24 protein-coding genes, 2 tRNA genes and 1 pseudogene are annotated in these 24,992 nt (G+C 53.5%); 14 read left to right on the top strand and 13 right to left on the bottom strand.

The genetic code is table 11. The features are described from left to right. Positions 1–41: 41 nt before the first annotated feature. The 3 genes from BM261_RS06875 to BM261_RS06865 all read left to right on the top strand — a co-directional run bounded on the left by BM261_RS06875 (position 42) and on the right by BM261_RS06865 (position 1,702). The gene (locus BM261_RS06875) at positions 42–1,394 is read left to right on the top strand and encodes a deoxyguanosinetriphosphate triphosphohydrolase (protein ID WP_070454256.1); all 1,353 of its coding nucleotides are present in this window, start codon (positions 42–44) and stop codon (positions 1,392–1,394) included. A 137-nt stretch (positions 1,395–1,531) separates the two neighbouring features. Further along, a tRNA-Arg gene (locus BM261_RS06870) sits at positions 1,532–1,608 on the top strand. 19 nt (positions 1,609–1,627) lie between these two features. After that, positions 1,628–1,702 (top strand) — tRNA-Glu (locus BM261_RS06865). A 314-nt stretch (positions 1,703–2,016) separates the two neighbouring features. Here the strand turns inward: BM261_RS06865 and BM261_RS06860 are convergent. From BM261_RS06860 to BM261_RS06835, 6 genes and pseudogenes are all read right to left on the bottom strand, one after another. After that, a complete protein-coding gene (locus BM261_RS06860) occupies positions 2,017–2,532 on the bottom strand; it encodes a c-type cytochrome (protein ID WP_074896694.1) in 516 nt (171 codons plus the stop codon). A 685-nt stretch (positions 2,533–3,217) separates the two neighbouring features. Then, complete coding sequence (locus BM261_RS06855; protein ID WP_074896691.1) at positions 3,218–3,814, bottom strand: LolA family protein; 597 nt, start codon at positions 3,812–3,814, stop codon at positions 3,218–3,220. 227 nt (positions 3,815–4,041) lie between these two features. Then, positions 4,042–4,488: an acyl-CoA thioesterase gene (locus BM261_RS06850; RefSeq protein ID WP_041961490.1), complete on the bottom strand. Its 447-nt coding sequence runs from the start codon at positions 4,486–4,488 to the stop codon at positions 4,042–4,044. Next, positions 4,481–5,623 carry an LpxL/LpxP family acyltransferase gene (locus BM261_RS12070; protein WP_240317930.1) on the bottom strand — a complete coding sequence of 381 codons (1,143 nt, stop codon included), beginning with the start codon at positions 5,621–5,623 and terminating at the stop codon, positions 4,481–4,483. The genes BM261_RS06850 and BM261_RS12070 overlap by 8 nt, the downstream gene beginning before the upstream one ends. 111 nt (positions 5,624–5,734) lie before the next feature. After that, positions 5,735–6,148, bottom strand: a pseudogene (locus tag BM261_RS12885) (glycosyltransferase family 2 protein); the annotation flags it as partial. Between the two features lie 108 nt (positions 6,149–6,256). Beyond that, positions 6,257–6,805: a hypothetical protein gene (locus BM261_RS06835; protein ID WP_074896688.1), complete on the bottom strand. Its 549-nt coding sequence runs from the start codon at positions 6,803–6,805 to the stop codon at positions 6,257–6,259. Between the two features lie 123 nt (positions 6,806–6,928). On the opposite strand from BM261_RS06835, the gene BM261_RS06830 reads away from it, so the two are divergent. Beyond that, positions 6,929–7,573 carry a 4'-phosphopantetheinyl transferase family protein gene (locus BM261_RS06830; protein WP_074896779.1) on the top strand — a complete coding sequence of 215 codons (645 nt, stop codon included), beginning with the start codon at positions 6,929–6,931 and terminating at the stop codon, positions 7,571–7,573. On the opposite strand, the gene BM261_RS06825 is transcribed toward BM261_RS06830, so the two are convergent. The 7 genes from BM261_RS06825 to wrbA form a co-directional block, all read right to left on the bottom strand. After that, the gene (locus BM261_RS06825; protein ID WP_074896686.1) at positions 7,570–8,142 is read right to left on the bottom strand and encodes a COG4648 family protein; all 573 of its coding nucleotides are present in this window, start codon (positions 8,140–8,142) and stop codon (positions 7,570–7,572) included. The two genes, BM261_RS06830 and BM261_RS06825, sit on opposite strands and share 4 nt — an antisense overlap. Further along, entirely contained in the window at positions 8,139–8,399 is a 261-nt protein-coding gene (locus BM261_RS06820) for an acyl carrier protein (RefSeq protein ID WP_074896682.1), read from the bottom strand. The genes BM261_RS06825 and BM261_RS06820 overlap by 4 nt, the downstream gene beginning before the upstream one ends. 168 nt (positions 8,400–8,567) lie before the next feature. Next, positions 8,568–8,828 carry a phosphopantetheine-binding protein gene (locus BM261_RS06815; protein ID WP_074896679.1) on the bottom strand — a complete coding sequence of 87 codons (261 nt, stop codon included), beginning with the start codon at positions 8,826–8,828 and terminating at the stop codon, positions 8,568–8,570. Then, positions 8,821–9,603: a lysophospholipid acyltransferase family protein gene (locus BM261_RS06810; protein WP_074896676.1), complete on the bottom strand. Its 783-nt coding sequence runs from the start codon at positions 9,601–9,603 to the stop codon at positions 8,821–8,823. The genes BM261_RS06815 and BM261_RS06810 overlap by 8 nt, the downstream gene beginning before the upstream one ends. Continuing rightward, positions 9,582–10,328 carry a beta-ketoacyl synthase chain length factor gene (locus BM261_RS06805; RefSeq protein WP_074896776.1) on the bottom strand — a complete coding sequence of 249 codons (747 nt, stop codon included), beginning with the start codon at positions 10,326–10,328 and terminating at the stop codon, positions 9,582–9,584. The genes BM261_RS06810 and BM261_RS06805 overlap by 22 nt, the downstream gene beginning before the upstream one ends. A gap of 269 nt (positions 10,329–10,597) precedes the next feature. Then, positions 10,598–12,067: a DUF3360 family protein gene (locus BM261_RS06800; RefSeq protein ID WP_074896673.1), complete on the bottom strand. Its 1,470-nt coding sequence runs from the start codon at positions 12,065–12,067 to the stop codon at positions 10,598–10,600. A gap of 248 nt (positions 12,068–12,315) precedes the next feature. Beyond that, positions 12,316–12,924, bottom strand: a complete 609-nt coding sequence (gene wrbA / locus BM261_RS06795) for an NAD(P)H:quinone oxidoreductase (RefSeq protein ID WP_074896669.1) — start codon at positions 12,922–12,924, stop codon at positions 12,316–12,318. A gap of 116 nt (positions 12,925–13,040) precedes the next feature. On the opposite strand from wrbA, the gene BM261_RS06790 reads away from it, so the two are divergent. From BM261_RS06790 to rfbC, 10 genes are all read left to right on the top strand, one after another. Beyond that, positions 13,041–14,267 carry a YihY family inner membrane protein gene (locus BM261_RS06790; protein WP_074896665.1) on the top strand — a complete coding sequence of 409 codons (1,227 nt, stop codon included), beginning with the start codon at positions 13,041–13,043 and terminating at the stop codon, positions 14,265–14,267. Positions 14,268–14,420: 153 nt separating this feature from the next. Further along, on the top strand, positions 14,421–14,915 hold the full coding sequence (locus tag BM261_RS06785) for a MarR family transcriptional regulator (RefSeq protein WP_003771017.1): 495 nt from the start codon (positions 14,421–14,423) through the stop codon (positions 14,913–14,915). A gap of 121 nt (positions 14,916–15,036) precedes the next feature. Next, positions 15,037–15,909 carry a UTP--glucose-1-phosphate uridylyltransferase GalU gene (galU, locus tag BM261_RS06780; RefSeq protein ID WP_074896661.1) on the top strand — a complete coding sequence of 291 codons (873 nt, stop codon included), beginning with the start codon at positions 15,037–15,039 and terminating at the stop codon, positions 15,907–15,909. Positions 15,910–16,060: 151 nt separating this feature from the next. Further along, complete coding sequence (gene msbA / locus BM261_RS06775) at positions 16,061–17,908, top strand: lipid A export permease/ATP-binding protein MsbA (protein WP_074896657.1); 1,848 nt, start codon at positions 16,061–16,063, stop codon at positions 17,906–17,908. A 106-nt stretch (positions 17,909–18,014) separates the two neighbouring features. Next, a complete protein-coding gene (glyS, locus tag BM261_RS06770; protein ID WP_074896652.1) occupies positions 18,015–20,078 on the top strand; it encodes a glycine--tRNA ligase subunit beta in 2,064 nt (687 codons plus the stop codon). Positions 20,079–20,139: 61 nt separating this feature from the next. Further along, positions 20,140–21,165 carry a hypothetical protein gene (locus BM261_RS06765; RefSeq protein WP_074896646.1) on the top strand — a complete coding sequence of 342 codons (1,026 nt, stop codon included), beginning with the start codon at positions 20,140–20,142 and terminating at the stop codon, positions 21,163–21,165. 19 nt (positions 21,166–21,184) lie between these two features. Beyond that, positions 21,185–22,027: a glycosyltransferase gene (locus tag BM261_RS06760; protein WP_074896642.1), complete on the top strand. Its 843-nt coding sequence runs from the start codon at positions 21,185–21,187 to the stop codon at positions 22,025–22,027. 116 nt (positions 22,028–22,143) lie between these two features. Next, on the top strand, positions 22,144–23,208 hold the full coding sequence (gene rfbB / locus BM261_RS06755; RefSeq protein WP_074896638.1) for a dTDP-glucose 4,6-dehydratase: 1,065 nt from the start codon (positions 22,144–22,146) through the stop codon (positions 23,206–23,208). Between the two features lie 128 nt (positions 23,209–23,336). Then, positions 23,337–24,212, top strand: a complete 876-nt coding sequence (gene rfbA / locus BM261_RS06750) for a glucose-1-phosphate thymidylyltransferase RfbA (RefSeq protein WP_074896634.1) — start codon at positions 23,337–23,339, stop codon at positions 24,210–24,212. A gap of 67 nt (positions 24,213–24,279) precedes the next feature. Next, positions 24,280–24,822: a dTDP-4-dehydrorhamnose 3,5-epimerase gene (gene rfbC / locus BM261_RS06745; RefSeq protein WP_074896630.1), complete on the top strand. Its 543-nt coding sequence runs from the start codon at positions 24,280–24,282 to the stop codon at positions 24,820–24,822. Positions 24,823–24,992 lie beyond the last annotated feature (170 nt).

Here is a 24,992-nt window from a genome sequence, read left to right as displayed (position 1 = left end):
ACGGTTTTCAGACGGCCTTTTTATCTGTTCGGAGGTTTGCGATGACAAAAACGAATTGGCAGCGTTTGCTGAGTACGCAGCGTTTCCGCCTGAAAGACAATGAAATCGTGCCGACCAGTACGCCGTCTACGCAGGAAGGCGCAGACGCGTTGCGTACGGACTTCCACATCGATTACGACCGTGTGGTGTTTTCCGGCGCATTCCGCCGTTTGGGACGGAAAACGCAGGTGCATCCGTTGGCCGAGCATGATTTGACGCATAACCGTCTGACGCACAGTGTCGAAGTGGCCAGTGTCGGCCGCAGTATCGGCAACCGTGTCGGCATGATGATGCAGGCGGGCGGCTTTCTGCCAGAAGGCAATACGCCGAGCGACATCGGCGCAGTCGTTCAAGTGGCCTGTTTGGCGCATGATTTGGGTAACCCGCCGTTTGGCCATACAGGTGAAGATGCCTTGCGTGATTGGTTTCGAAGCCCGAAAAACGCCGTTTTTTTGCAAGGATTGGAAGAGGTCGAACGCAATGATGTGCAAACTTACGAAGGCAATGCCCACAGCCTGCGCATCCTCGCCAGTTTGGAAATGTATCCGAACCGCGGCGGCATGCGACTCACGGCCGCTACCATCGCCGCTTTGTTGAAATATCCGTGGACGACCCGCCATCCGAACGGACGGAAAAAATTCAATATTTATCAAACTGAACTGCCGTTTATCCGCCGTGTGGCAGAGGAATTGGGTTTGGTGGAATTGGGCAGCGACCATTGGGCGCGTCACCCCCTGTCTTATCTGATGGAAGCGGCCGATGACATCTGTTACGCCCTGTTGGACTTAGAAGATGCGGTGGATTTGGAACTGCTGAGCGATACGGAAGTTGAAAGCGTATTGTCCGGCTTAACATTTGTCGAACCGACTTGGCATGCACAATCCAGCCGCCAACGATGCGCCATGCTGCGCGGCATCGCCATCGGCCGCGCTATCGATGATGTGGCGCAAACTTTTATGAAGCACCAATCGGATTTGTTGAATGGCGAATTCAAAGGAAAAGATTTATTGGCCTTATGTAGCCCGGAAGTGCAGGATACATTGGAAAACGCCAAGGAATTGGCTAAAACGCGAATCTTCCGCCATCAAAGCAAATTAATGACGGAAATTGCCTCTTTCCCTTGCTTAGGTTCGATATTGGATTTGCTCGTCCCGGCAGCGCATCAGTTGCTGACAGAAGGGCATAGCGGCGTCCGCCAGTCGTTGGCTTTGGAATTGCTGAAAAATGAACATCCGATTAGCCGCGAAGACAGCCTATATCATGCTTATATGAAAATCCTCGATTTCGTCGGCGGAATGACCGATAACGCCGCAGCAAAAATGGCAAGAGAGTTGTCCGGGATTGGTATGATTTAAAAATAGCTGAGAAAATTCTTATTTTTTATATTGGGATAGATGTTTTTAATCGGGGATGGTGAAAATATCCTAGACAAACGATTGTCTGTTCAATATAATGCCTGTCTTTACTTTGCTTCATGCAGGTAAACGGTAATGCACCCGTAGCTCAGTTGGATAGAGTATCTGGCTACGAACCAGAGGGTCGGGCGTTCGAATCGCTCCGGGTGCGCCAAAGAAAATTTATTTTATCCGCGCCCATCGTCTAGCGGTTAGGACATCGCCCTTTCACGGCGGTAACCGGGGTTCGATTCCCCGTGGGCGTGCCAGATTTTAAATAAACCCTTACTTAGAAAACAGTAAGGGTTTATTTTTTTCTTTAAAATTAATAATTTGATTTCAGTATTATTCTGTTAATTTATCTTTACAATTTGTTCCGAGTAGTTCGTTTTCTGTTTGTTTTTGGCTATGGTTGCATTGGATTTGCATCAGCAATTGCATTAGGCGGTTAGATAAAATTCCGCCAAATCGCGCTTATACTGCACATGCTTCCTACAGATAAGTTACTTCTTTGTTACCAAGAGTAGTTGTATCATAAAAAAACGCACCTTATTGCAAGGTGCGTTTTCATTATTCAGACGATTTAGAATTTGGCACCGGACTCGTTAGCCATAAAGTCAACTGCCGCTTTGACTTCGTCGTCGCTTAAGCCTTCGTTACCACCTTTGGCAGGCATGCCTTTGAAGCCTTCAATTGCATGTTTGTGCAGGGTTTCTTGACCTTGTTTGATGCGTGGCCCCCACTCGTCTTTTTTACCTACGCCCGGGGCGCTCGGGATGTTGCCGCTATGGCATGCTTTACAGCTGGCTTCATAAACAGCTTTACCGTCTACTTTGGCAGCAGGAGCTTCAGTTTTTTCTGCCGGTTTGGCTTCAGGAGCAACGGCTTCTTTGACTTCAGATGCAGCTTTCTCGGCAGTATCCGCTACTTTGCTTGCAGCTTCTTGAACGGAAGATGCGGCGGCATCAACGGCAGAAGCCGTATTATTTTTAACATCGGATGCAATAGCTTGGGCAGCTTCTTTGGTTTCTTGCTTAGCCTCTTGGGAGCAGGCTGTCAAAGCGGCCATCATCATTGCGGCAATTAGTAATTTGTTCATGTTCTATCCTTCTTAAATTTATGGTTAAGGTGCTGTTTTATAAAACAACTAGGAAATTTTATCATATATCATATCAATTGCTATACTGCTGCAATGACAAATATTGGTATAGGTCATACTTTGTACCGAAAAAAACAGAAAATATTGATGCTGCGCAAATTTTGCTATGAAGTCATTTGCTTTTCAGGGTTGTTCGTTCTGTTGCCGAAACTGCGGATTATGAGTCTGTTGCTGGAGTGATTTAAAACGCGATCTACCTGTCAAATTCAACAATTTGCCTTAAAAGTCGGCTTTTTATTTTTTCCGACAGCTACATGATTATCCCCAAACATTATCAAGCCTACTTAAAAGGCCGTCTGAAACCGAAAATTGCGTTTCAGACGGCCTTTTTATCAATAGCATGATATTTTGTTTTTGCCTGAGCCGACATTGGCTGAAAAGATGTAAAACTTATCAAATTACTTTACCGCCGGATAGGGGGATTTCCCAATCTATTGTTCGGACCGCTGCCTAAGATTACATAAATTTCATTTTTATTATTTGGATTTAAAGATAAAAATACTTCAGGTTATGCGTATAGCCGTCATCTTCGAATTGTATTTTCTCTATTTCCAACGGTTTCAGACGGCCTTTAAGGACGTCTGAAAATGCAGTCGGGCGAAGCCGGCATAGCGGGCTTTACGGTTTATTCCCCCAAAGCCTGACGGGCAGCCGGGGAGAGTGGGCGGTTGGTTTGCAGCTGGGTGAACTGCATCACGGTGCGGTCGCCCTGTTTTTCGTCCAGCTCTACTTTCTGCACCAGCTGGCCGCCGCTGATGACGATTTTGTTGAATACTTGCCGCATGACGGCTGTTTTCGGGGTAAGGGTAAGCTGCCATTGCCGGGCATCGCCGGAAAGGGCGAGGTCGAAGTGGCGTTGCAATTCGGCGGTGTCGCCGCCGAGTACGGCCATGAAAAGTTTTACTTGTGCGGCCTGTGCGGTTTGGCTGCCGTTGGCGCGCCACTGGCCTTGTGCGTCTTGGCGGCTGATGCCGTCGCGACGGACGCGCAGTTTCATGTCAAACGGTTTTTGCAGATGCCAAAAGAGGCCGTGGCCAGGGCGCAGGGCGAAGCGGCCGCCGGTTTGTACGGGTTTGTCCATTGAGCGTAAAAAACGCTGCTGGGTAAACCCGCCCTGTACGCTCTGCGGTGCTTGAAGCTGTGCGGCAAGTTCGGCGGTGCTGAAGGCAAGCGTGGGTAGGGTTGTAAGGGAAAGGAGGAGGCTGATGAGGAGTTTTTTCATGTTGTCAGGGGGTGTCGGGGGAGTTGGGAGGGGGCATAGTATAGTGGATTTATGGTGAAAGGGTGTGATGCGGGGAAGGTTGCAGGGTTCTTGGCAGCCTTTCAGACGGCCTTTCAATTGGCGGGCGGGCAGGGCTTGGGTTTGCCGTTTTATTATTTTATGCCGTTTCTTTTCTTGACGGATGAAGCCTGCAACGGAGGCCGGTTATCTTTCAGACGGCCCTTATCTCAGCCGTTTGCCAAAGGTGTGAACCCTTTAAACTGCCGTACGGCTTTTTGCCAGTTTTCGGGGGTTTGGAACTGCATTTCGCCGTTATCAAGGCGTTGGACGACTTGGGTGGTGTGGGCCTGGGTGAGTTTGGTGCCGCTTTCTGCGTCGCGCAGGATGTAGTCGATGCGCAGGCAGCTTTCGTATTCGGTTACGGCCATCTCCACGCGGATTTTCTGGCCGAAGCGAGCCGGGCGGACGTATTTGAGGTCGAGCTTCACCACGGGCCAGGCATGGCCTTGTTCGAGCATGACGGTGTAGTTGTAGCCGACTTCGTCAAGGAAGGCGCAGCGGGCGATTTCGAGGTATTTGACATAGTGGCCGTGCCAGACAATCTGCATCACGTCTACGTCGAAAAAGGGGACTTCGATTTCGGTGTGGTGGCGGCAGTAGATGTGTTTAGCCATGAGGGGTATTGCTCCAGAAGTCGTAGAAGTTGAACCATTGCAGCGGCGCGCGGGCGGCGTGGGCGGCCAAAACGTCGGCGTATTGCTGCGCCATGTTTTCAATCACTTGTTTGCGCGTGGCGGCTGTCCAGCTTGGGGTCGTCTGAAAACGCTTCAGGCATAAATGATAACGGCCTTGCTCTTTTAACACGAACACGGTGTTGGTGGGCGCACGCAAGAGGCCGGCAAGCAGCCAGGGGCCTTGCGGCAGATAGGCGGTGTGGCCGAGGAATTGCACGGGCACGGTTTTGTTGCCGCGCACGGGGGTGCGGTCGGCGGCAATGGCGAGCCACTCTCCGGCATCGAGTTTTTGCGAGAGCTGGAGCATTTTGGCCGCGTCGAGGTCGGCTACCTGAATCAGCTGCAAATCGCTGGCACCGGCCGCTTTGAGGGCGCGGTTGAAATCTTCGGCGTGGGCGTTGTGCACGAGCACGTTGAGTTTGAAGCCTTGATGGTGGGAGACGAGGGCGCGGCACACTTCGATGTTGCCCAGATGCGAGCAGATGATGATTTGGCCGCGTGCGTTGTGGTTGTCTATATCGGCATACAGGTTGTCGGGGTCTTCCACCACGAGGTCGGGCACGGTGATTTTATGCTGCCATACGGCGAAGCGGTCGGCCACGGCTTGGCCGAAGGCTGCAAACTGGCGGTATACGGGAAAACGCACGGGTAGCGGTGCGGCGGGAAAACTGCTTTTCAGGTAACCCTGATATTGGCGCACACTGCGGCGTTGGGCGGCGGAGGTGAGGTAGAAATAGGCGGCAACAAGGGTAGCAATGCCGTGCACCGGCCACAGGGGCAGGTAGCGCACCAGCCATTCGGTAATCTTGAGGAAGAGGCGGTGGCCGCGTTCGCGCTGTGCCGACCAATGCGCCTGTTCGGTTGGTACCGTTTGAGGCCGTCTGAACAGGCAGCCGAGGCGGCGGGCAACCATGCCGCAAAACAGGCGGGCGTGCATTTTGCTGATGAGCAGGTTGTCGCGGCGCAGGTTGAAGTGCGACACGCCGCCTGCTTCGTAGCGCACGGGCGTGTCCAGCCAGAGGAAAGGTGTACCCGCCCAATGCAGGCGGATGAGGATTTCGTTGTCGAAATCCATGCGCTCGCCGAGGACGGCACCGCCGTATTGGATGATGGGCAGGACGGCATCCAGCGGATAAACGCGGAAGCCGCACATGCCGTCTTTGATGTCGAACGACCAAGTGTGCAGCACGTTCCAAAAATCGGTGATTTTGCGGCCGTAGAGGCGGGATTTGGGCACGTCGCCACCGTACACCGGCCGCCCGCATACCACGGCCTGCGGCTGCGACTGCGCGGTTTCGATAAAGCGCGGGATGTCGGCAAAGCTGTGCTGCGCGTCGGCATCAATCTGCAAAATGTGGCTGAAACCCTGCTGCGCTGCCAATTTGAAACCCCATTTCATCGCACTGCCTTTACCGCCGTTCACCGGGCGGAAGGCAACCTGAACGCCTTCTTCACGCAAGGCCTCCAAACCGGCGCGGCAATCCTCGCCCGAGCCGTCGTCCACCACCAAAACGGGCAGGCCGCAATCTCGCAGGGCTGAAACCACCTGCGGCAGCGTGCCGAGATGTCGGTAGTGGGGGATGACGGCGAGGAGTTTCATGATGGGGCGGGAAACGGTGGAAAAATGGGATTTTAACAAAAGGGGGGAAAGGCTACCTGAAAAATGCGGGAGGCAGTTTCAGGCGGCCTTGATGAAGCGATAGGTCAATTAGCGGGCAATGTCGCCGCGCATCACGACGCGGGCGTGGAAGGTGCCGACTTCGCAGTCGTACTGTCCGCCGTGCAGGATTTTGCGGTTATAGTAACTGTGGAAATTGCTGACGCGGTTGGCATTGCGGCTTTGGGCGGTTGCTTGGAATTTGTGTGCGGCATTGATGAAGGCGCGTTCGCAGGCGGCTTCGTCTGATTTTCCGGTGGCGTTGGCGGCCTGGCGGGTGATGAGGTTGGACTGCACCACACTTCCGCTGCCGCCGAAGCTGACCGGCACGCTCGGGTTCAGCAGGCGTTTGGCTTCATCGGAAGCCAGCACGGCACGGCCGTTGCAGCGGTATACCACTTTGCGGCCGCTGCGGTTCGGATTGTCGTCTTGCAGCAGTTGGCACACGCGGCCGGTGGTTTTCGTATTGCCGCCGGTAGCACGGGTTTCGGTGTGGTGTGAATCTGTACCGCCGTTGTCCGGCGCGCGGTTGCTGTTGCAGCCGCCCAGGCCGAAAGCGGCTACAATCGCGGCCGCCAGCATCATATTGCGAGATTTCATTTTTGCTCCCTTTATCGGTTGGAAAAAACAAATCCATCTTGAACCGCCCCGAATATGGTGTGTTTAACCCACTATAATTCAGCAGTTTCACTTAATTTAACAGTATATTTGAAAACCCAGGAAATGCCTACCCGCCCATCTGACGAATACAGCATCCGCTTCTATCTGGCCGCACCCGACTGTGCCGAATATTACCGTCCCGAATGGCTGGACGAGGCCGACCATATCCGTCTGTTGCACCATCCCGCGCGCGCCGCGCAAACCGGCTGGCGGGTCAGCCGTTTTCTCAAGCGGCGGGCAGGTGTGTTTTCAGACGGCCTCTTCAGCCTCAGCCACAGTGGCGGCCATGCCGTATTGGTCGTGCCGTCTGCCGGTTTTGCCGTGGGCGTGGATTTGGAGCGGCTGCGGGAACGCCGTTTCGATGTCTGGCTGGATTGGGTGCTGCATGAAGATGAGGCGCGCTGGCTGCAACGGCATTTTGAATTGTCCGACCGCTATGCGCTGTGGACGCTGAAAGAGGCCTTGCTTAAAGCCACGGGGCAGGCCTTGGCCGATTTGCCCCAAGTGGGTTTGAGGCGGCGGGACGGCGGGACGGATGGCTGGCGGCTTTGTGCGGCTGGGAAGTTGTGGCGGGGCGTTGTGTTTTTGCTGGATGGAGAATGGGTGTGTGCCGCAGTGTGGCCGCAGGAAGTGGCTGCCGTGCCGGTTTGGCAGGGGTTTGGTAACTGGCGGAATGCGGAGAGACGCTTATTGTATGACTTCGTTTAGTCGGTATGGCGTTTGTCCGAAGTTTTCGGATTCAGCTTCAACACCCATTTGCGGTAGGTGAATTCGCCGCCCATCAGGATGCCCATCAGGATGTAGGCGATGATGCCGGTGTAGAGTGCCCACCAGCGGTATTGTTCGAGCATCACCAGGAGGGCAGCAAGGCTGCCGTTGAGGGCGAAAAAGCCGCACCAGATTTGGGTAACACGGCGGGTGTAGGCCACGCCTTCGGGTGGCAGGCCCGGGTGTTGCAGGCGGGCAAGGCGTTCGATCAGGCTTTGTTTTTGCGTGAGGCTGAGGCCGAACAGCAGCAATAGCAGGCCGTTTACCCATACGGGATACCAATACATGCTGTCAGGCCATCTGAAAAGGAGGACGGCGGCGAAAAAGGCGGCCACAAGCAAGGAAACGCGCCGCTGGCCGGAATTTCGCTGCATGGCGGCGCGGGCGAGCCAAAGCAGGAGCATGAAGCCGGCCAGCGGATAAAACCAGCCCTGCTCGCGGCCGTAATACCACAGCAGGGGGTAGAGTACGCTCAAGATGCCGAGCAGGATTTTGGCGGCGGTTTTCACGCTTCGGGCTTGGTTTCTTGGTAGAGCTTGGATACGGCGGCAATGATGTCGTCGATGGTGCGGACGTTGCGGAAGTCCTCGGCTTGGAGTTTGTAGCCGGTTTGGCGTTTGATTTGGTCGAGCAGGTCGATGGCGTCGATGCTGTCGATTTCGAGGTCTTCGTAGAGGTTGGTGCTGCCGGTTACGTTGCCGGTGTCGATTTCAAACATGTTTTCCAGGATGTCGAACAGGAAGGCGCGGATTTCGTTTTCGGTCATGGGATGGTCCTTTGCATGATGGGATGTGGTCGGTTTGCCGGATTTGGGGGGCGGCCTGTGTTTTGGCCGTGCCGAAGCTGGGGTTTTCAGACGGCCTTTTCCAAGCTGTTTGTTAAATCGGTTCTTTTTCCTTGCAAGACAATGCCTGAGGGAAAAGAAGTGCTTGGTTTAGCTGCGTTGTTTCTGCACGAAGGCGGCCAGCGTGGACACATTGGCGAAGCTGTCGCGCAGCTCTTGGTTTTCTCCGTCGAGCTGGAAGCCGAAGTGTTTTTGCACGGCCAGGCCGAGTTCGAGTGCGTCTACGGAATCGAGGCCGAGGCCGCTGTCGCCGAACAGGGCTTCTTCGTCGCCGATGTCGGCGGGCGTGAGGTCTTCCAGGCCGAGGCTGTCGATAATCAGTTGTTTGATTTCTTGTTTCAAGTCAGTCATGTTTTTGGCTTCTTTCGTTGAAATATTGTTGCAGGTGGTCGTTGAGGCGGCGGGCGGCAATGGGCAGGGGGTGCTTGTTTAACCAGTCCTGCGGGTTGATGTCGTCGCCGACGATAAAGCGGTAGGCCGGTTTTTGCAGCGGGATTTTGTACCACGGCTGGCCTTTTTTGAAGTTCGGCGGCTGCATTTTAATCACCACGGGTGTGATGACCTGCGCGCTTCTGAGACCGATAGACACTGCGCCGCGATGAAATTTCACCACACCGTCCCAACCGGTGCGCGTGCCTTCGGGAAATACCAACAGGCATTGCTGCTGTAAAACTTCGTGCACTGCATCGATAAAATCCAAATCTTCCTGATTGGGCAGGTAGCCGCAGGCGCGGATTTGCCCGGCCATGGCCGGATTGCGCTGCAAATCGGCTTTCACGATGCAGTTGGCTTCGGGCACGCGGCCGAGCAGGAACACCACATCCAGCAGCGAGGGATGGTTGGCCAAAATCAGCTGGCCGGGGCGGCCGAGCCGATCAAAGCCTTCAAATTCCGCGCTCAAAATGCCGGAGCGCATCAAGTAGTAGCTAAACCACAGCCAGGTGCGCATCACCACGCGGCGCGCCTGCTTTTGCTGTGCCAAATCGGGCGAGCGGTGCAGCAGCCAGGGCAGCAGCACGATTTGTAGCAGCACGCCGAACACGCCGAAAAACACGAAGCCCAGCCCGGTAGCCAGCAATCGCCACAGGCGGTTAAGGCGGGCGCTCAAGGGGTAAGCCGCTGCCATTGCCAAGCCTTGTCTGCATAACGGTTTATCCACAGGCGGCCGTCTGAATGCCGTTGCCGCAGCCATTCGAGCGCGCCCCAATAGCCGCAGTTTGCCGTGCCGCCGGCATCGTGCGCGGCGGGGGAAAGTTCCCATTCTTCTCCGGCGGTGAGCAGCAGGGCGAGCGCGTGGGCGAAGGGTGCGCGTTCTACCGGTGCGACGGGGTATTGCGCCTGCAAGGGTTCGTCCGCCACCAGTACTAGCACGCGTTCCGCACCATCGGCCAGCAGGCCGGCGGCTTCGAGTACGGCGGTTTCCAAACTGCTCTGCCGCACGGAAAGCGCGGTGTATTCGCTCATGTCGCCGCGCAGCATTGACCACTGCCCGGCCAGGGCGTTGTGCACGGAAAGGCCGAAGGAGGTGGGGGAAACTTCGTTGTCGCGAAACAGCGTTGCCCATAAGTCGAAGCTGCGGTTGATTTCGCCGTCGTGCGAGGCGAGCACCAGCGGGCAGGATTCGCCTTCCGCCAAGAGCGGATGCGCCGCCGCAAACAGCAGCCGCGCCGAGAGGCTGAGTCGCCTCCGCTGCATGGCGGGCAGAAAATCCACCTTCGGCGGCGTGTCGGGCAAATCGGCGGCGTTTAAGCGGCCGGATGCCCACGCCGCCCAGTCTTCGCCCGTGTGCAGGCGGGTGGAGGCGGCGTGCCAGCTTTGGATGGAAAAGCGGAGGCGGAAATCGGCGGTCATGGTTTCAGGCGGCCTGTCGGGCGGGTGAAAAGTGGCGGGATTATAGCAAAGGAAGCGGTTGGCGGGCATCAGGCGGTTTGCCGTCGGGCAGGGGCGTTGCGTTTTGCGCCACAGCGGGATTGTGTCGGCTTGTGGTGCCTGCCGCGGGATTTTCCGCGGCGGGACGGGTTGTTTGAAGCAACCGGTTGGAATCGGGTAAAGATAAGGGAGGCCGTCTGAAAAGCCGATAATATGCTTTTCAGACGGCCTTTTTCATTTTTGGCCTGCTGCTACATTTTTTGGAAATGAGGCAGGAAGGCGGGGATGCCCGGGAACATACCGACCGCGCCCATGGCCAGGCAGAGGATGACGAAGCCGACGGTTGGGACGACGACGCGGCCGACAAAACCCAACTCCGCGCTGCGCGCTTTACAGCCGATGAGGCCGAGGTTGTCGAGCAGCATGGTCAGCGACCAGCCGAAAACGGGATTGACCAGTGCGGACGAGAAAACGACGATGGCGGCAGATTGGGTGGTTTTGCCTTTGCGGGTCATTTCCATGCCTGCTTCAAGCAGCGGGACGTATACGCCGACAATCAGGGCCACGCTCAATACGGGTTTCCATATCGCCAAGTCCATCGGATAGCCCCAGATGCCGGCGATGATGCAGAAGACGGCGGTGAGGATCGCGCCTGCGGGAATCGGGCGTTTGGCCACGGAGGCGGGGATGATGTAGGTGCCCCATGATGAGGTGAAGTTCGCACCGCCCAAGAGTGAGCCTGCGGCCTGGCGTGCGGCACAGCTGACCATGGTGTCGTCAATGTTCATGTGTGCGCGTTCGGCTTTTTCGGGGTAGCTCAGTTTTTGGAAAACCTGATGGCCGAGGAAGTCGGGCGACCACATGGCTACGGCCAGTACGGCGAAGGGGAAGACGACCAGGAAGCTGTCGAGGGTCGGCCAGCCGAGCATCCAGCCGGTGTTTTCGCCCCACCAGTAGTTCGGGGAGAGCGGCGGCAGGCCGGGGGCGGTTTTGAAGGCGAAGGGTGCGCCGAGGATGTAGGCGGTTACGCCTGCCAGCAGGCAGCCCAAAGGTACGGCCAGCCAGCGTTTCTGCCAGTGTTCCAGCAGGGCGTAGAGGATGATGGTGCCGAGAATGATGATGAAGGCGATATGCGACATGTTGAAACTGCCCGCCCATTCGAAGAGCTGTTTCACCTGTCCTGTGGTGCCGATGAAGCCGAGGTAGAGCAGCAGGCCGCCGCAGACGCCGTTGCCCGTCAGTTTGGCCATCAGGCTGCCGCCTTTGGAAATGCCGAGTATGAAGCCGAATACGGCAATCAGGATGCCGAAGGCCAGCGGGTGGCCGCCGGCGGCGACCACGATGGGGATAAGCGGGATGAGCGGGCCGTGCGTGCCGGGCAGGTTGGCCGTGGGCAGGAAGAAGCCGGACAGCAGCAGGATGAAGAACGAGGCAATCAGCAGTTCGTAGCGCACGTTTTCAAGGACGAAGCCGTCGGGCAGGCCCAAGGGGACGGCAAAGGCCGCCGCCACCGCGCCCACCATCACGACTTTGCCTATGGTGCCGGCCATCGCGGGGATAAGGTCTTCCCATTCGAAGCGGTAGTCGCGCAGGGGGAGGTTGATTTTCCAGCGTTTGGGATTCAGGATTTCCAGTTCGTGTTCGAGGTAGGCGTCGCGGTTGTCGAACGACGAGGCGGGGCGGTGCAGTTCCGCATAGCTTTTTTCGTTTGTGTTGCTCATGGAGTTTCTCCGTCGTAGTCATATATATTTTGTTTGAACGGCTTTCAGACGGCCGTTGGCAGGCAGTATAGTAAGTTTGTGTAAACGGGTGTAATCCGAAATTTTGATGGAGGCCATCAGAAAAACGGAAGGAAGCGCACCGGTTGTTTTTCAGCCGTGCTTTCAGACGGCCTCTGCGACAGGATGCGAAAGGCCGTCTGAAAACCTTGCGGACGGTTTTTCAGACGGCCTGTTTGTTGAGGGCGGGGTTACGGGCGGTTGAGTTGCAGTGCCAGCCGGGCCAGCCGTTGGCCTTGCGCGAAGGCCAGCGTTTCTTCTTCGGTGGTCAGGGCGGGGTTGCCGTCGTGTCCGGCGACATGGCTTGCGCCGTAGGGCGTGCCGCCGCCGCGGGTTTCGTTGAGGGCGGCTTCGGAGAACGGGATGCCGGAGATAATCATGCCGTGGTGCAGCAGCGGCAGCATCATGCTCAGCAGGGTGGATTCCTGCCCGCCATGCAGGCCGGCACCGCTGGCGAAGACGGTGGCGGGTTTGCCGATTAAGTGGCCGGAAAGCCAGTGCGGGATGGTGCCGTCGAGGAAGTATTTCACGGCCGCCGCCATGTTGCCGAAGCGGACGGGGCTGCCCAAGGCCAGTCCGGCGCAGTTTTTCAGTTCTTCGGGCGTGCAGTAGGGCGCGCCGTCGTCGGGGATGTCGTTTTCCACCGCTTCGCAGACGGCGGAGACTTTCGGTACGGTGCGGACGACGGCTTCGCAACCGGCAACGCTGTCGATGCCGCGTGCGATGTGGCGGGCAAGGTTTTGCGTGCCGCCGTTTTGCGAATAGTACAAAACCAGCAGGGGGAGGGGAGTTGGGTTCATGGTGGCTTTCCGTTAGAATGATTGAAGAAATGTTTGGATAATGTCGGAGAATTCGTTTTCAGACGGCCTCTGCGTGCTTCGGAGGCCGTCTGAAAACAGGCGGACGAAGGCAGAATATGCTGAAACAACCATCATGGCAAGCCGTGCGCGAGTCGCGCCTGTTCGGGTTTGCACGCTTTCTTTACCAACGGTTTAACGAGGTGGACGTGCCGCAGGTGTCGGCCAGCCTGACGTTTACTTCGCTGTTGGCGCTGGTGCCGGTGCTGACCGTCGCACTGGTTATTTTGTCGGCCTTTCCGGTGTTCGACGATCTGTCGTCGTCGGTTATTGAGCTGATAGACGGTTATCTGGTGCCGCAGGGCGCGGATGCGGTGCACGGTTATCTGGCGACATTTCAAAGCAATGCCGGCAATCTGACCGCCATCGGTATCGTGTTCCTCGGCGTTACCGCCGTGATGCTGATCCGCACGATAGACCAAACCTTCAACCGCATTTGGCGTGCGCAGAACCGCCGTCCTCTGTGGACGCAGTTTTTGGTGTACTGGATGCTGCTGACCTTCGCACCGCTGGCCGTCGGCGCGGGATTGTCGGTGTGGGAACTGCTGCTGCGGCATCAGGAGTGGGCGAATCAAGATACGCGCCTTTCAGACGGCATCAAAACGGTCGGCGGGCTGGTGATGAACGCCGCCGCGCTGTGGCTGCTGTACCGTGTGGTGCCCAACCGCTATGTGCCCGCCCGCCACGCGCTGATCGGTGCCGCACTGACCGCCGTGCTGCTCGATTTGGCTCAGCGCGGGTTTGGCTGGTATGTCGGCACGTTCAACAGCTATACATTGATTTACGGCGCGTTTGCCGCCATCCCCGTATTCCTCATCTGGCTGAACCTGCTGTGGATGCTACTGCTCACCGGCGCAGTGCTGACCGCTTCGCTTTCCTATTGGCAGGACGACGCATTCCGCCGCTCGTTTGGCGCGCACGGCCGTTTCGACGACGTATTGAAAATCCTGCTGATGCTCTATCGGGCGCAAAACGACGGCCTGACCCTGCGCGTTAAGGATTTCCGCAGCCGCATCAATATGGGCTACGACGAATTGGGCGACCTTTTGGAAAAGCTGGCGCGGCACGGTTATGTTTACCAAGTGCAGCACGGCTGGGTGCTGAAAACCAATGCCGAGCATATCGGGTTGGGCGAACTGTTCAAACTCTTCGTCTACCGTCCCGCCCGTACCACGCAGGATGCCGTGGGCGAGGCCGTTTCGCGCATCCTGACCCCGGGTTTGGAAAGCATGGATATGTCTTTGGCAGAGTTTGAACGCCAAACGCGGAAAGAGGGGGCGGAATAGGCAGGCCGTCTGAAAAATACAACCGTTTGACCGATTGATATAACCGATTATCCGACAATCAGCCATGCTGCAAGTTACTCAGTTTACTATACGGATTCCTACTAATTGCAGGCTGCGTCTGCAATAAAATCAACCGGAAAGAATGGAAGCATGATGAACTTTTCACGTACCGAAGTAACCGAACAATTAACCTCGTTGGCGGAAAAACTGCCGGAATACCCCTTGCAGGAAGCCCTGACGGCACGCCTTGTGCGGCTGACCGCCGAATCGATGAGCGAAAACCTCAACCAATGCCTGAAAGGCACGGGCATCAATGAAAACATGTGGTTGTCGCTGTTGGCGGTATACCTCAGCCCCGATCAGGAAATCATGCCTTCCCGTCTCAGCGACATTCTGAACCTGACCCGCACCAGTGCCACCCGCCTGTCGGACGAAATGGTGGCCAACAAATGGGTAACCCGCCGTATCAACGAATACGACCGCCGTCAAATCGTGTTGAGCCTGACCAAGGAAGGCGAAAAGCTCATCAAGCAGATACAGCCGATGTTGAACGAAAAACGCAGCGGCCTGTGGACGGGTTTCAGCGAAAAAGACCACCGCGAGCTGCAACGGCTTTTAGGCAAGCTGTTGGATAAACTGAATAAATAGCCGATCAATCATAGAGGCCGTCTGAAATCAGGTTTTCAGACGGCCTTTGTCGGTTGAAAGCCTGCCCTGTCGGAAGGTAGAATCGGCGGCTTCAAGAAGGCCGTCTGAAAAAGGAAATGTAATGAAACCGATAAAAAAAGCCGTTTTCCCCGTTGCAGGCATGGGTACGCGCTTCCTGCCCGCCACCAAGGCCAGCCCGAAAGAAATGCTGCCTATCGTTGATAAGCCGTTGATTCAATATGCGGTGGAAGAAGCGGTGGAAGCGGGTTGCACAGAAATGGTGTTCATCACCGGCCGCAACAAACGCAGTATCGAAGACCATTTCGACAAAGCCTACGAGCTGGAAACCGAATTGGAAATACGCCATAAAGACAAGCTGCTGGAACACGTCCGCGACATCCTGCCGCCGAATATCACCTGCCTTTACATCCGTCAAACCGAAGCATTGGGCTTGGGACACGCCGTATTGTGCGCCCGTGCGGCTGTGGGCGACGAGCCGTTCGCCGTCATCCTTGCCGACGATTTGATTGATGCGCCCAAAGGTGCGCTGAAACAGATGGTCGAAGTTTACAATCAAAGCGGCAACAGCGTACTGGGGGTGGAAACCGTCGATCCGTCGCAAACCGGCTCTTACGGTATTGTCGAAGTGGAAAAACTGAAAAACTTCCAGCGGATTACCAATATCGTCGAAAAACCGAAGCCCGAAGAAGCACCCTCCAACCTGGCCGTTGTCGGCCGCTATATTCTGACTCCGCGCATCTTCGACCTTCTGACCAATTTGCCGCGCGGCGCAGGCAACGAAATCCAACTGACCGACGGCATTGCCCGCCTGCTGGACCACGAGTTCGTCCTCGCCCATGCTTTTGAAGGCAAACGCTACGACTGCGGCAGTAAACTCGGCTATCTCGAAGCCACCGTCGCCTACGGTTTGAAACACCCCGAAACCGGCGAGCAATTCCGCGAACTGCTGCGGCAGTATGCCGCCGGGGTTTGATCGGCAGGTGTGAAGCGTGCCGCACCAAGGCGGAAGAGGGCGGCTTGTGGCATAATCCGCCTTGCCGAACCCGGCCGCGCCGATTTTCAGACGGCCTTCGGAGGCCGTCTGAAAAAATAAAACCGAGGCAACACATCCCAATCGGAAACCAATGACAGAACAAACAAACTTCAGCCTGTTCAATAAAAAAGACACCCGCAATTTTATGCGGCTGCTGAAATACCTCACACCCTACAAAATCCGCATTGTCTGGGCTTTGCTGGCCATTATGGTGGTGGCGGCTACGGAAAGCTACCTTGCTGCCTTTATTGCACCTTTGGTCAATCAGGGTTTTGCCGCGCCGCAGGCCGCACCCGTGTCCGGCGAGGCGGCGCATTGGTACGGCGCACTGATTACCTTCAAAGACAAAATGAACTACCTGATTTGGGGGACGGAGCAGAAAATCTGGGCTGTGCCTTTGTTTCTGCTGGTGTTGGTAGCCTTGCGCGGCATCGGCCGCTTTTCCAGCGGCTATCTGCTTTCCTGGGTCGGCATAGAGGCGATTAAGCACCTGCGGCAGGACATGTTCGACAAAATGCTGCACTTGTCGTCCGAAAAACAGCAGGCCGAATCTTCGGGCAACATTTCCAGCCGTTTTTTGGTTCAGGCCAATATCGCCATTTCCAATGCCTCCGATGTTTTCATCACCGTTACCCGGGACAGCCTGATTGTGGCCGGTTTGGTGTGTGTCCTGCTGTATCTCAACTGGCAGTTGAGCTTGGTGGTGGTTGTCATGTTCCCGTTACTGCTGGGATTATCGCGCTACTACAGAAACCGGCTGAAAGAACCGCAAATCGGCGCACAAACTAGTATGGCGGAGCTGACCACAGTCATTAACGAACTGCATCAGGGCCACCGCATCGTCAAACTGTTCGGCGGTTATCAAAACGCGCTTGACCGCTTCACGGCGGTAAACCAAAAAATTACCCGTATCAACAAAAAAATCGCACAGGCTTCCTCCGCCCGTTCGCCCATCAGCGAGTTCATTGCTTCAGCCGCATTAGCCGTCGTCATCTTTATCGCCTTGTGGCAGAGCCGCAGCGGGGCGACCACCATCGGCGAATTCATGGCCTTTATCATTGCCATGCTGCAAATGGTCAGCCCGATTAAAAACTTGTCTAACATCGGGATTCCCATGCAGGCCATGTTTATCGCCGCCGACAACGTATATGCCTTCCTCGATACGGAAAATGAAGCCGACAACGGTACGCAAACCATCGAGACCGCAAAAGGCAGCATCCGTTTCGAGCACATCGATGTGCGTTATCCCGAGCAGGAAAACAAAGCCTTGGACGATTTCACGCTCCATATCCGGCCGGGGGAAAAAGTCGCCATGGTCGGCCGTTCCGGAAGCGGGAAAACCACGGCCATCAACCTATTGCCGCGCTTCATTACGCCCGAATCCGGCCGCATCTCGCTTGACGGCATCGACATCGGCGATTTGACCTTGGAAAGCCTGCGCAAACAGTTTGCCTTGGTATCCCAAGATGTATTTCTATTTGACGATACCCTGTATAATAACGTGCTTTACGGTTGTCCCAATGCCGATGCCGATTCGGTGGAGCGCGCGCTGAAAGCCGCCAACTTGTGGGATTTTGTCCGGCAAAATCCGCAAGGGTGGGACATGGAAATCGGTGCGAACGGCCACAAACTTTCAGGCGGCCAACGGCAGCGTGTTTCCATTGCACGCGCCATCCTGAAAGACGCACCCATCCTGCTGCTCGACGAAGCCACCAGCGCGCTGGATAATGAATCCGAACGGCTGGTTCAGCAAGCATTGGAACGCCTGATGCACGGCCGGACCAGCATCATCGTTGCCCACCGCCTGACCACCATCGAGCAGTCCGACCGCATTATCGTGATGAGCGACGGCCGCATCATTGAAGAAGGAACGCATAAAGAATTATTGGAAAAACAAGGCTACTATGCCGAGTTGAGCAAGCGTCCGGAAACGGCGTAACGAATGCTGCATCATCATTCCCGCTCCGCTTTCAGACGGCCTGCCTCTAAATTCTGAATGAGACAAACCGATTGGTACAAAACACAAAAAATCGAAAGAAACCCGCATGACAACCCAAACCCTTTTAATCGAACTCCTTACCGAAGAACTTCCTCCCAAAGCCCTGAATAATTTAGGCAACCACTTCGCTGCTTCTGTTGCCGAAGGCTTGGAAAAAGCGCAACTGATTGACGGCGCAGCCGAATTTACCGCCTACGCCTCGCCGCGCCGTTTGGCTGTTCAAATCAAAAACGTTAAAGCCGTTCAAGCCGATCAGAAAATCGTGAAAAAAGGTCCTGCCGTGGCGAATGCCATGAAAGATGGTGCGCCGACCAAGGCCTTGGAAGGTTTTGCGCGCGGTGCGGGTGCGAAAATCGAAGACTTGACCATCGTCCACGACGGCAAGCAGGATGTGTACGCCTACGAATATATCCAAACCGGCAAACCGTTGGGCGAACTTTTGGAAGACATTATCAATCAAGCCGTTAAGAAACTGCCGATTCCGAAAGTAATGCGTTGGGGCAGCAGCACGTTTACCTTCGTGCGCCCCGTTCACGGGCTGATTGTGCTGCACGGCGGCGACATCGTGAACGTCAGCGTTTTGGGTCTGCAAAGTGGCAATCAAACCTTGGGACACCGCTTCCTTTCCAGCGGCGAAATCACCATTGAAAACGCCGACAGCTACGCCGCACAAATGCGCGAGCAAGGCAAAGTCGTCGCTTCGTTTGTCGAGCGCAAAGCCGTGATTCAGACGGCTTTGAACGAGCAGGCAGGTCGTCTGAAAGCCACCGTAGCCGCCGATGAAGCCCTGCTGGACGAAGTGACCGCGCTGGTTGAATGGCCTGTGGTATTGGAAGCCGGTTTTGAAGAACATTTCCTCGCCGTACCGCAGGAATGCCTGATTCTGACCATGCAGCAAAACCAAAAATACTTCCCGCTGCTCGACCAAAACGGCAAGCTGATGAACCGCTTCCTGCTGGTCTCCAACCTGCAAACCGAAGACCCGTCGCACATCATCCAAGGCAACGAACGCGTTTTGCGCGCGCGCCTGTCTGATGCCGAGTTCTTCTACAAACAAGACCAGAAAGCGACTTTGGAAAGCCGCCTGCCCAAGCTGGCAAACGTGGTGTACCACAACAAAATCGGCTCGCAAGCCGAACGCATCGAACGCCTGCAAAGCATTGCCGCCCACATCGCCAAAGCTTTGGGTGCGGATGCCGCCGCAGCCGAACGCGCCGCGCGTTTGGCGAAAGCCGACTTGGTGACCGAAATGGTCGGCGAGTTTCCCGAACTGCAAGGCACGATGGGCAAATACTATACCCTCCTAGACGGCGAAACCGAAGAAATCGCCGAAGCCATCGAGCAGCACTATCAGCCGCGTTTTGCCGGCGATAGGCTACCTGAAAGCAAAACCGCCACTGCCGTTGCGCTGGCAGACAAACTGGAAACCCTGGTCGGCATTTGGGGCATCGGTTTGATCCCGACCGGCGACAAAGACCCCTACGCCCTGCGCCGCGCTGCCTTGGGTATTTTGCGGATGCTGATGCAGTATGGCTTGGACGTGAACGAGCTGATTCAGACGACCTTCGACAGCTTCCCCAAAGGTTTGCTCAACGAAAAAACGCCGTCTGAAACCGCCGACTTCATGCAGGCGCGCCTTGCCGTGTTGCTGCAAAACGACTATCCGCAAGACATCGTCGCCGCCGTACTCGCCAAACAGCCGCGCCGTTTGGACGATTTGACCACCAAACTGCAAGCCGTTGCCGCGTTTAAACAACTGCCCGAAGCCGCCGCGCTCGCTGCCGCCAACAAACGCGTGCAAAACCTGCTGAAAAAAGCCGATGCCGCGCTGGGCGAAGTCAATGAAAGCCTGCTGCAACAAGATGAAGAAAAAGCCCTGTATGCCGCTGCACAAGGCTTGCAGCCGAAAATCGCCGCTGCTGTTGCCGAAGGCAATTTCCAAACCGCCTTGTCCGAACTGGCTTCCGTTAAACCGCAAGTCGATGCCTTCTTCGACGGCGTAATGGTGATGGCGGAAGACCCCGCCGTAAAACAAAACCGCCTGAATTTGCTGAACCGTTTGGCAGAACAGATGAACGCGGTAGCGGATATTGCGCTCTTGGGCGAGTAAATCGAAAATTGCAAGGCCGTCTGAGAATTTGGACGGCTTTAGATTTATCTAGGAATGCAGCATGACAGCTAAAACCATTTTGTTTGGTATGCCGGTTGTATCGGGTTTGTATAAACTGATACATGAGAATCTAAAATATCATGGATTCAACGTTATCGATATTGTGGAAAATGGAGAAAGTTTCCGTTATCCGTCATTTGGCAGCTGGTTGAAAGTAAAGTGGCGGAAAATTGTTTATAACGATACCTATGCAAAAAAACAGCTTAAATGGCAGGTGCTACAAAATAATATTAATGAAAAAATTAAGCAGGCAGGCGGGCTAGATTATGTTTTGTTGATTAGTGGCGATATATATAGCCAGGAATTTATTCGATTTCTGAAACGGCAGAGCAAGCATGGCGTGGTTAATTATCAATTTGACGGGTTACATCGATTTCCTGCCATTTATCCGTTAATTAAAGAATTTGATAGATTTTATGTATTTGATCCGGATGATTTAAAAAATCCGGATTATCCGCTGTTCCCCGCCACAAATTTTTATTTTGATAATAATTTGGAAAATGTGCCTGAAAGAACATTGGACTTTTATTTTACGGGTGTCCATATGGATTCCCGGGCGGCAGTAATTGCCAGATTCGGCCGTTATGTTAAAGAAAGAAAAAAAACGGCGGATATTAACATTCTTTGGAAAAGGAACGGTGATGGACGTAAGATATACCCTGATGATAGTATAACAATTATTGATAAGATAATTGATTTTGAAGAAAATATTAATAGGGCGCGTCAGGCAAGGGTTTTAATTGATTTTGTTATTGATGAGCATAAAGGCCTATCTTTTCGTACCTTTGAGGCCTTAGGGTATCAGCAAAAACTCATTACGACTAACCCCCAAGTCAAATATTATGATTTTTATCATCCGAATAATTTTTTAATTTGGGACGGCTATGATTTTGCCGCATTGGATGATTTTTTAGAAAAACCATATGTTCAAATTGATGAATCTATAAGAAAAAAATATAGTTTCGGCAATTGGATAAACTACATTTTAAAAATTAACCCGTATCAGGAAATAAATCTCCCCAATTAAAATAATAATAGGACTTTAAATGAATACACAAAATCCCTTGGTTTCCGTCATTATTCCTTGTTTTAATACTGCCAAATACCTGCCTGAAACATTGGATAGTTTGTTTGCGCAAACTTTACAGGATTTTGAAGTTATTGCCGTTGATGATGGATCTACTGACAATACATTGGATGTGCTTAATAGATATAAGGAAAAACATGCTAATTTAACTGTAATTTCACAAAAAAACAGTTATTGTATTATTGCGAGAATGAATGCGATTAGGCGTGCAACGGGGAAATATCTGGTATGTTTGGATTCGGATGATAAATTGCATCCAGATTATCTAAAAAAATGTGTGTCGGTTGCAGAACAGGATGAATCAATATCTATTGTTTATAGCGATGTCCAACTTTTTGGCAGGAAAAATCAATTGTGGCAGCCGCAATTTAAAATGACAGATTTCTTATTAAATAATGGTATTTATATTACTGCGTTAATTAGAAAATCTCATTTTGATAAAGTTGGGGGGTTTGATACAGATTTAGGGATGTATGAAGATTGGGATTTGTTTATTTCTATAATTAAAGATGGCGGCATACCTTATAAAATACCGGAAGCATTGTTTTTTTATCGCCAAAGAGAAGATTCGTCTTCCGTATGCAATACGGCAACCAAGCAGAAGAAATCTGACAATATGCTGAAAATATATAATAAGCACTATAGCCTATATAAGGAAAATGGTCTATTTTTCCATGATATGATGGAAAGCTTTATAAAAGATAGGGAGAGAAAAGTCAGACACTATAATATGCCGTTAAGAAAGTTGTATTATAGAATATTTAAACCGCATCGTTACGCGCTTTTATATCCGGTAGATTAATTCTTTAAAATATAAATTTATTTATATAAATTATACCGAATATGCAATATTGCGTTGTTTAAAGAATAGATATTCTATACATGATGTATTAAATTATTTAAACTAATGATGCTTATATGAAAATCCTCGTTACCGGCGGCGCGGGCTTTATCGGCTCGGCAGTTGTCCGCCACATCATCCAAAATACCCAAAATTCCGTCATCAATCTCGACAAGTTAACTTACGCAGGCAATCTCGAATCGCTGACCGACGTAGCCGACAGCCCGCGCTACGCCTTTGAGCAAGTGGACATTTGCGATCGCGCCGAACTTGACCGTGTGTTTGCCCAACACCGGCCAGATGCCGTCATGCATTTGGCGGCGGAAAGTCATGTCGACCGCTCTATCGATTCCGCCGGCGAATTCATCCAAACCAACATCGTCGGCACGTTCAACCTGCTTGAAGCCGCACGTGCCTACTGGCAACGGATGCTGTCTGAAAAACGCGAAGCTTTCCGTTTCCACCATATTTCCACCGATGAAGTTTATGGCGATTTGCACGGCACGGACGATTTGTTTACCGAAACTACGCCCTACGCCCCGTCCAGCCCCTATTCCGCTTCCAAGGCGTCCAGCGACCATCTCGTCCGCGCATGGCTGCGCACCTACGGTCTGCCGACCATCGTAACCAACTGTTCGAACAACTACGGTCCATACCATTTCCCTGAAAAACTCATTCCGTTGATGATTTTGAACGCACTCGACGGCAAACCACTGCCCGTATACGGTGACGGGATGCAAATCCGCGACTGGCTGTTTGTCGAAGACCACGCCCGCGCGCTGTATCAGGTTGTTACAGAAGGCGTTGTTGGAGAAACCTACAATATCGGCGGGCACAATGAAAAAGCCAATATCGAAGTGGTCAAAACCATCTGCGCCCTGCTGGAAGAACTCGTTCCTGAAAAACCGGCCGGTGTGACGCACTACGAAGATTTGATTACCTTCGTGCAAGACCGCCCTGGCCATGACGTACGCTATGCCATCGACGCCGCCAAAATCGGCAGGGAACTGGGCTGGAAACCGCAGGAAACATTCGAATCCGGCATCCGAAAAACGGTGCAATGGTATTTGGACAACAAAACTTGGTGGCAAAATGTACTGAACGGTAGTTACCGTCTGGAACGTTTGGGAACGGGGAAATAAGTTTTCAGACGGCCTTTTTGAGATACAAGGCCGTCTGAAAACATTATTTGCGTATTGCTTCGTTTCAATGCCTTATTCAAATATGGCTTAAAACAATACCCCGCCCATCAATACTTCAGGAGAAACCCATGAAAGGCATCATCCTTGCCGGCGGCAGCGGCACACGCCTATACCCCATCACGCGCGGCGTGTCCAAACAGCTTCTGCCCGTGTACGACAAACCCATGATTTACTATCCCCTGTCCGTATTGATGCTGGCAGGAATACGCGAAATCTTGGTTATTACCACCCCTGAAGACAACCCATCTTTCAGGCGACTGCTTGGTGACGGCAGCGATTTCGGCATCTCCATCAGCTATGCCGAGCAGCCCAGCCCCGACGGCTTGGCGCAAGCATTCATCATCGGCGAAGAATTTATCGGCAACGACAACGTCTGCTTGGTCTTGGGCGACAATATTTTCTACGGTCAGTCGTTTACCCAAACCCTGAAACAAGCCGCCTCCAAAAAATACGGTGCCACCGTATTCGGCTACCAAGTCAAAGACCCCGAACGTTTCGGCGTCGTTGAATTTGATGAAAACTTCAACGCCTTATCCATCGAGGAAAAACCGAAACAGCCCAAATCCGACTGGGCAGTAACAGGCTTATATTTCTACGACAACCGCGTGATAGAGTTCGCCAAACAAGTTAGGCCGTCTGAACGCGGTGAATTGGAAATCACCAGTCTGAATCAGATGTATCTTGACGACGGTTCATTGTCCGTCCAGCTTTTGGGACGCGGCTTTGCTTGGTTGGACACCGGCACGCACGAAAGCCTGCACGAAGCCGCCTCATTCGTCCAAACCGTGCAGAACATTCAAGACCTGCAAGTTGCCTGTCTCGAAGAAATTGCTTGGCGCAACGGCTGGCTTTCAGACGAGCGTTTGGAAGAACTCGCCCGCCCGATGGCAAAAAACCAATACGGCCAATATCTGTTGCGCCTGCTATCGGGTATCGGCCGATAAGGTAAAACAGATTATCTTCATTGAATCAAGGATAGATTTTTTGGATGATTCAAGTGGAATTCAAAATATGAAAATCATCAACACTGCCATCCCCGAAGTCAAACTTTTAGAACCGCAAGTCTTCGGCGACGCGCGCGGCTTCTTTATGGAAACCTTCCGCGACGAATGGTTTAAGGCCAACGTCTGCGACCGCACCTTCGTGCAGGAAAACCACTCCAAATCAAGCAAAGGTGTATTGCGCGGCCTGCATTACCAAACCGAAAACACGCAAGGCAAACTTGTGCGCGTTGTTGTCGGCGAAGTATTTGACGTTGCCGTCGATATGCGTAAAGACTCGCCGACTTTCGGCAAATGGGCAGGCGAAATCTTGTCGGCGGAAAACAAACGCCAACTGTGGGTACCCGAAGGCTTCGCCCACGGCTTTTACGTTTTGAGTGATGAAGCCGAATTCGTTTACAAATGCACGGATTATTACAACCCGAAAGCCGAACATTCGCTGATTTGGAACGATCCGTCAGTCGGCATCGAATGGCCGCTGCAAGGCGAACCGAATTTGTCGCCCAAAGACTTGGCAGGCAGGCCGCTGAGTCAGGCGGTGTGGTTCGATTGAGTGATTGAGGCCGTCTGAAACGTTTTCAGACGGCCTCTTCAAATGTTTTCGGGTAAAATCCGAATAGTTTTGACAAGGGTCTACGAAGATTTAACACGCCGGAGTGTGCATAAGGCGCATGCCCATTCATTGCCCTGACTAAACTCCCAAACCTGCCGCCCCGAAGGGCG

It is taken from the genome of Neisseria elongata subsp. elongata, assembly GCF_900113545.1.
Classification (GTDB): domain Bacteria; phylum Pseudomonadota; class Gammaproteobacteria; order Burkholderiales; family Neisseriaceae; genus Neisseria; species Neisseria elongata.
The sequence above is the reverse complement of the archived record's forward strand: the minus strand, read 5'-3'. Positions and strand labels throughout refer to the sequence as shown.

Excerpts from the sequence above, each read along its gene's own strand:
- BM261_RS06785 (WP_003771017.1), top strand. The coding sequence starts at position 14,421 with ATGAACTTTTCACGTACCGAAGTAACCGAACAATTAACCTCGTTGGCG.
- BM261_RS06850 (WP_041961490.1), bottom strand. The coding sequence starts at position 4,488 with ATGGCTAAACACATCTACTGCCGCCACCACACCGAAATCGAAGTCCCC.
- rfbC (WP_074896630.1), top strand. The coding sequence starts at position 24,280 with ATGAAAATCATCAACACTGCCATCCCCGAAGTCAAACTTTTAGAACCG.
- BM261_RS06835 (WP_074896688.1), bottom strand. The coding sequence starts at position 6,805 with ATGAAATCTCGCAATATGATGCTGGCGGCCGCGATTGTAGCCGCTTTC.
- BM261_RS06855 (WP_074896691.1), bottom strand. The coding sequence starts at position 3,814 with ATGAAAAAACTCCTCATCAGCCTCCTCCTTTCCCTTACAACCCTACCC.
- BM261_RS06810 (WP_074896676.1), bottom strand. The coding sequence starts at position 9,603 with ATGGCAGCGGCTTACCCCTTGAGCGCCCGCCTTAACCGCCTGTGGCGA.
- BM261_RS06875 (WP_070454256.1), top strand. The coding sequence starts at position 42 with ATGACAAAAACGAATTGGCAGCGTTTGCTGAGTACGCAGCGTTTCCGC.
- galU (WP_074896661.1), top strand. The coding sequence starts at position 15,037 with ATGAAACCGATAAAAAAAGCCGTTTTCCCCGTTGCAGGCATGGGTACG.
- wrbA (WP_074896669.1), bottom strand. The coding sequence starts at position 12,924 with ATGAACCCAACTCCCCTCCCCCTGCTGGTTTTGTACTATTCGCAAAAC.
- rfbB (WP_074896638.1), top strand. The coding sequence starts at position 22,144 with ATGAAAATCCTCGTTACCGGCGGCGCGGGCTTTATCGGCTCGGCAGTT.
- BM261_RS06805 (WP_074896776.1), bottom strand. The coding sequence starts at position 10,328 with ATGACCGCCGATTTCCGCCTCCGCTTTTCCATCCAAAGCTGGCACGCC.
- BM261_RS06820 (WP_074896682.1), bottom strand. The coding sequence starts at position 8,399 with ATGACCGAAAACGAAATCCGCGCCTTCCTGTTCGACATCCTGGAAAAC.
- rfbA (WP_074896634.1), top strand. The coding sequence starts at position 23,337 with ATGAAAGGCATCATCCTTGCCGGCGGCAGCGGCACACGCCTATACCCC.
- BM261_RS06815 (WP_074896679.1), bottom strand. The coding sequence starts at position 8,828 with ATGACTGACTTGAAACAAGAAATCAAACAACTGATTATCGACAGCCTC.
- BM261_RS12070 (WP_240317930.1), bottom strand. The coding sequence starts at position 5,623 with ATGGATTTCGACAACGAAATCCTCATCCGCCTGCATTGGGCGGGTACA.
- BM261_RS06830 (WP_074896779.1), top strand. The coding sequence starts at position 6,929 with ATGCCTACCCGCCCATCTGACGAATACAGCATCCGCTTCTATCTGGCC.
- BM261_RS06800 (WP_074896673.1), bottom strand. The coding sequence starts at position 12,067 with ATGAGCAACACAAACGAAAAAAGCTATGCGGAACTGCACCGCCCCGCC.
- glyS (WP_074896652.1), top strand. The coding sequence starts at position 18,015 with ATGACAACCCAAACCCTTTTAATCGAACTCCTTACCGAAGAACTTCCT.
- BM261_RS06790 (WP_074896665.1), top strand. The coding sequence starts at position 13,041 with ATGCTGAAACAACCATCATGGCAAGCCGTGCGCGAGTCGCGCCTGTTC.
- BM261_RS06860 (WP_074896694.1), bottom strand. The coding sequence starts at position 2,532 with ATGAACAAATTACTAATTGCCGCAATGATGATGGCCGCTTTGACAGCC.
- BM261_RS06765 (WP_074896646.1), top strand. The coding sequence starts at position 20,140 with ATGACAGCTAAAACCATTTTGTTTGGTATGCCGGTTGTATCGGGTTTG.
- msbA (WP_074896657.1), top strand. The coding sequence starts at position 16,061 with ATGACAGAACAAACAAACTTCAGCCTGTTCAATAAAAAAGACACCCGC.
- BM261_RS06760 (WP_074896642.1), top strand. The coding sequence starts at position 21,185 with ATGAATACACAAAATCCCTTGGTTTCCGTCATTATTCCTTGTTTTAAT.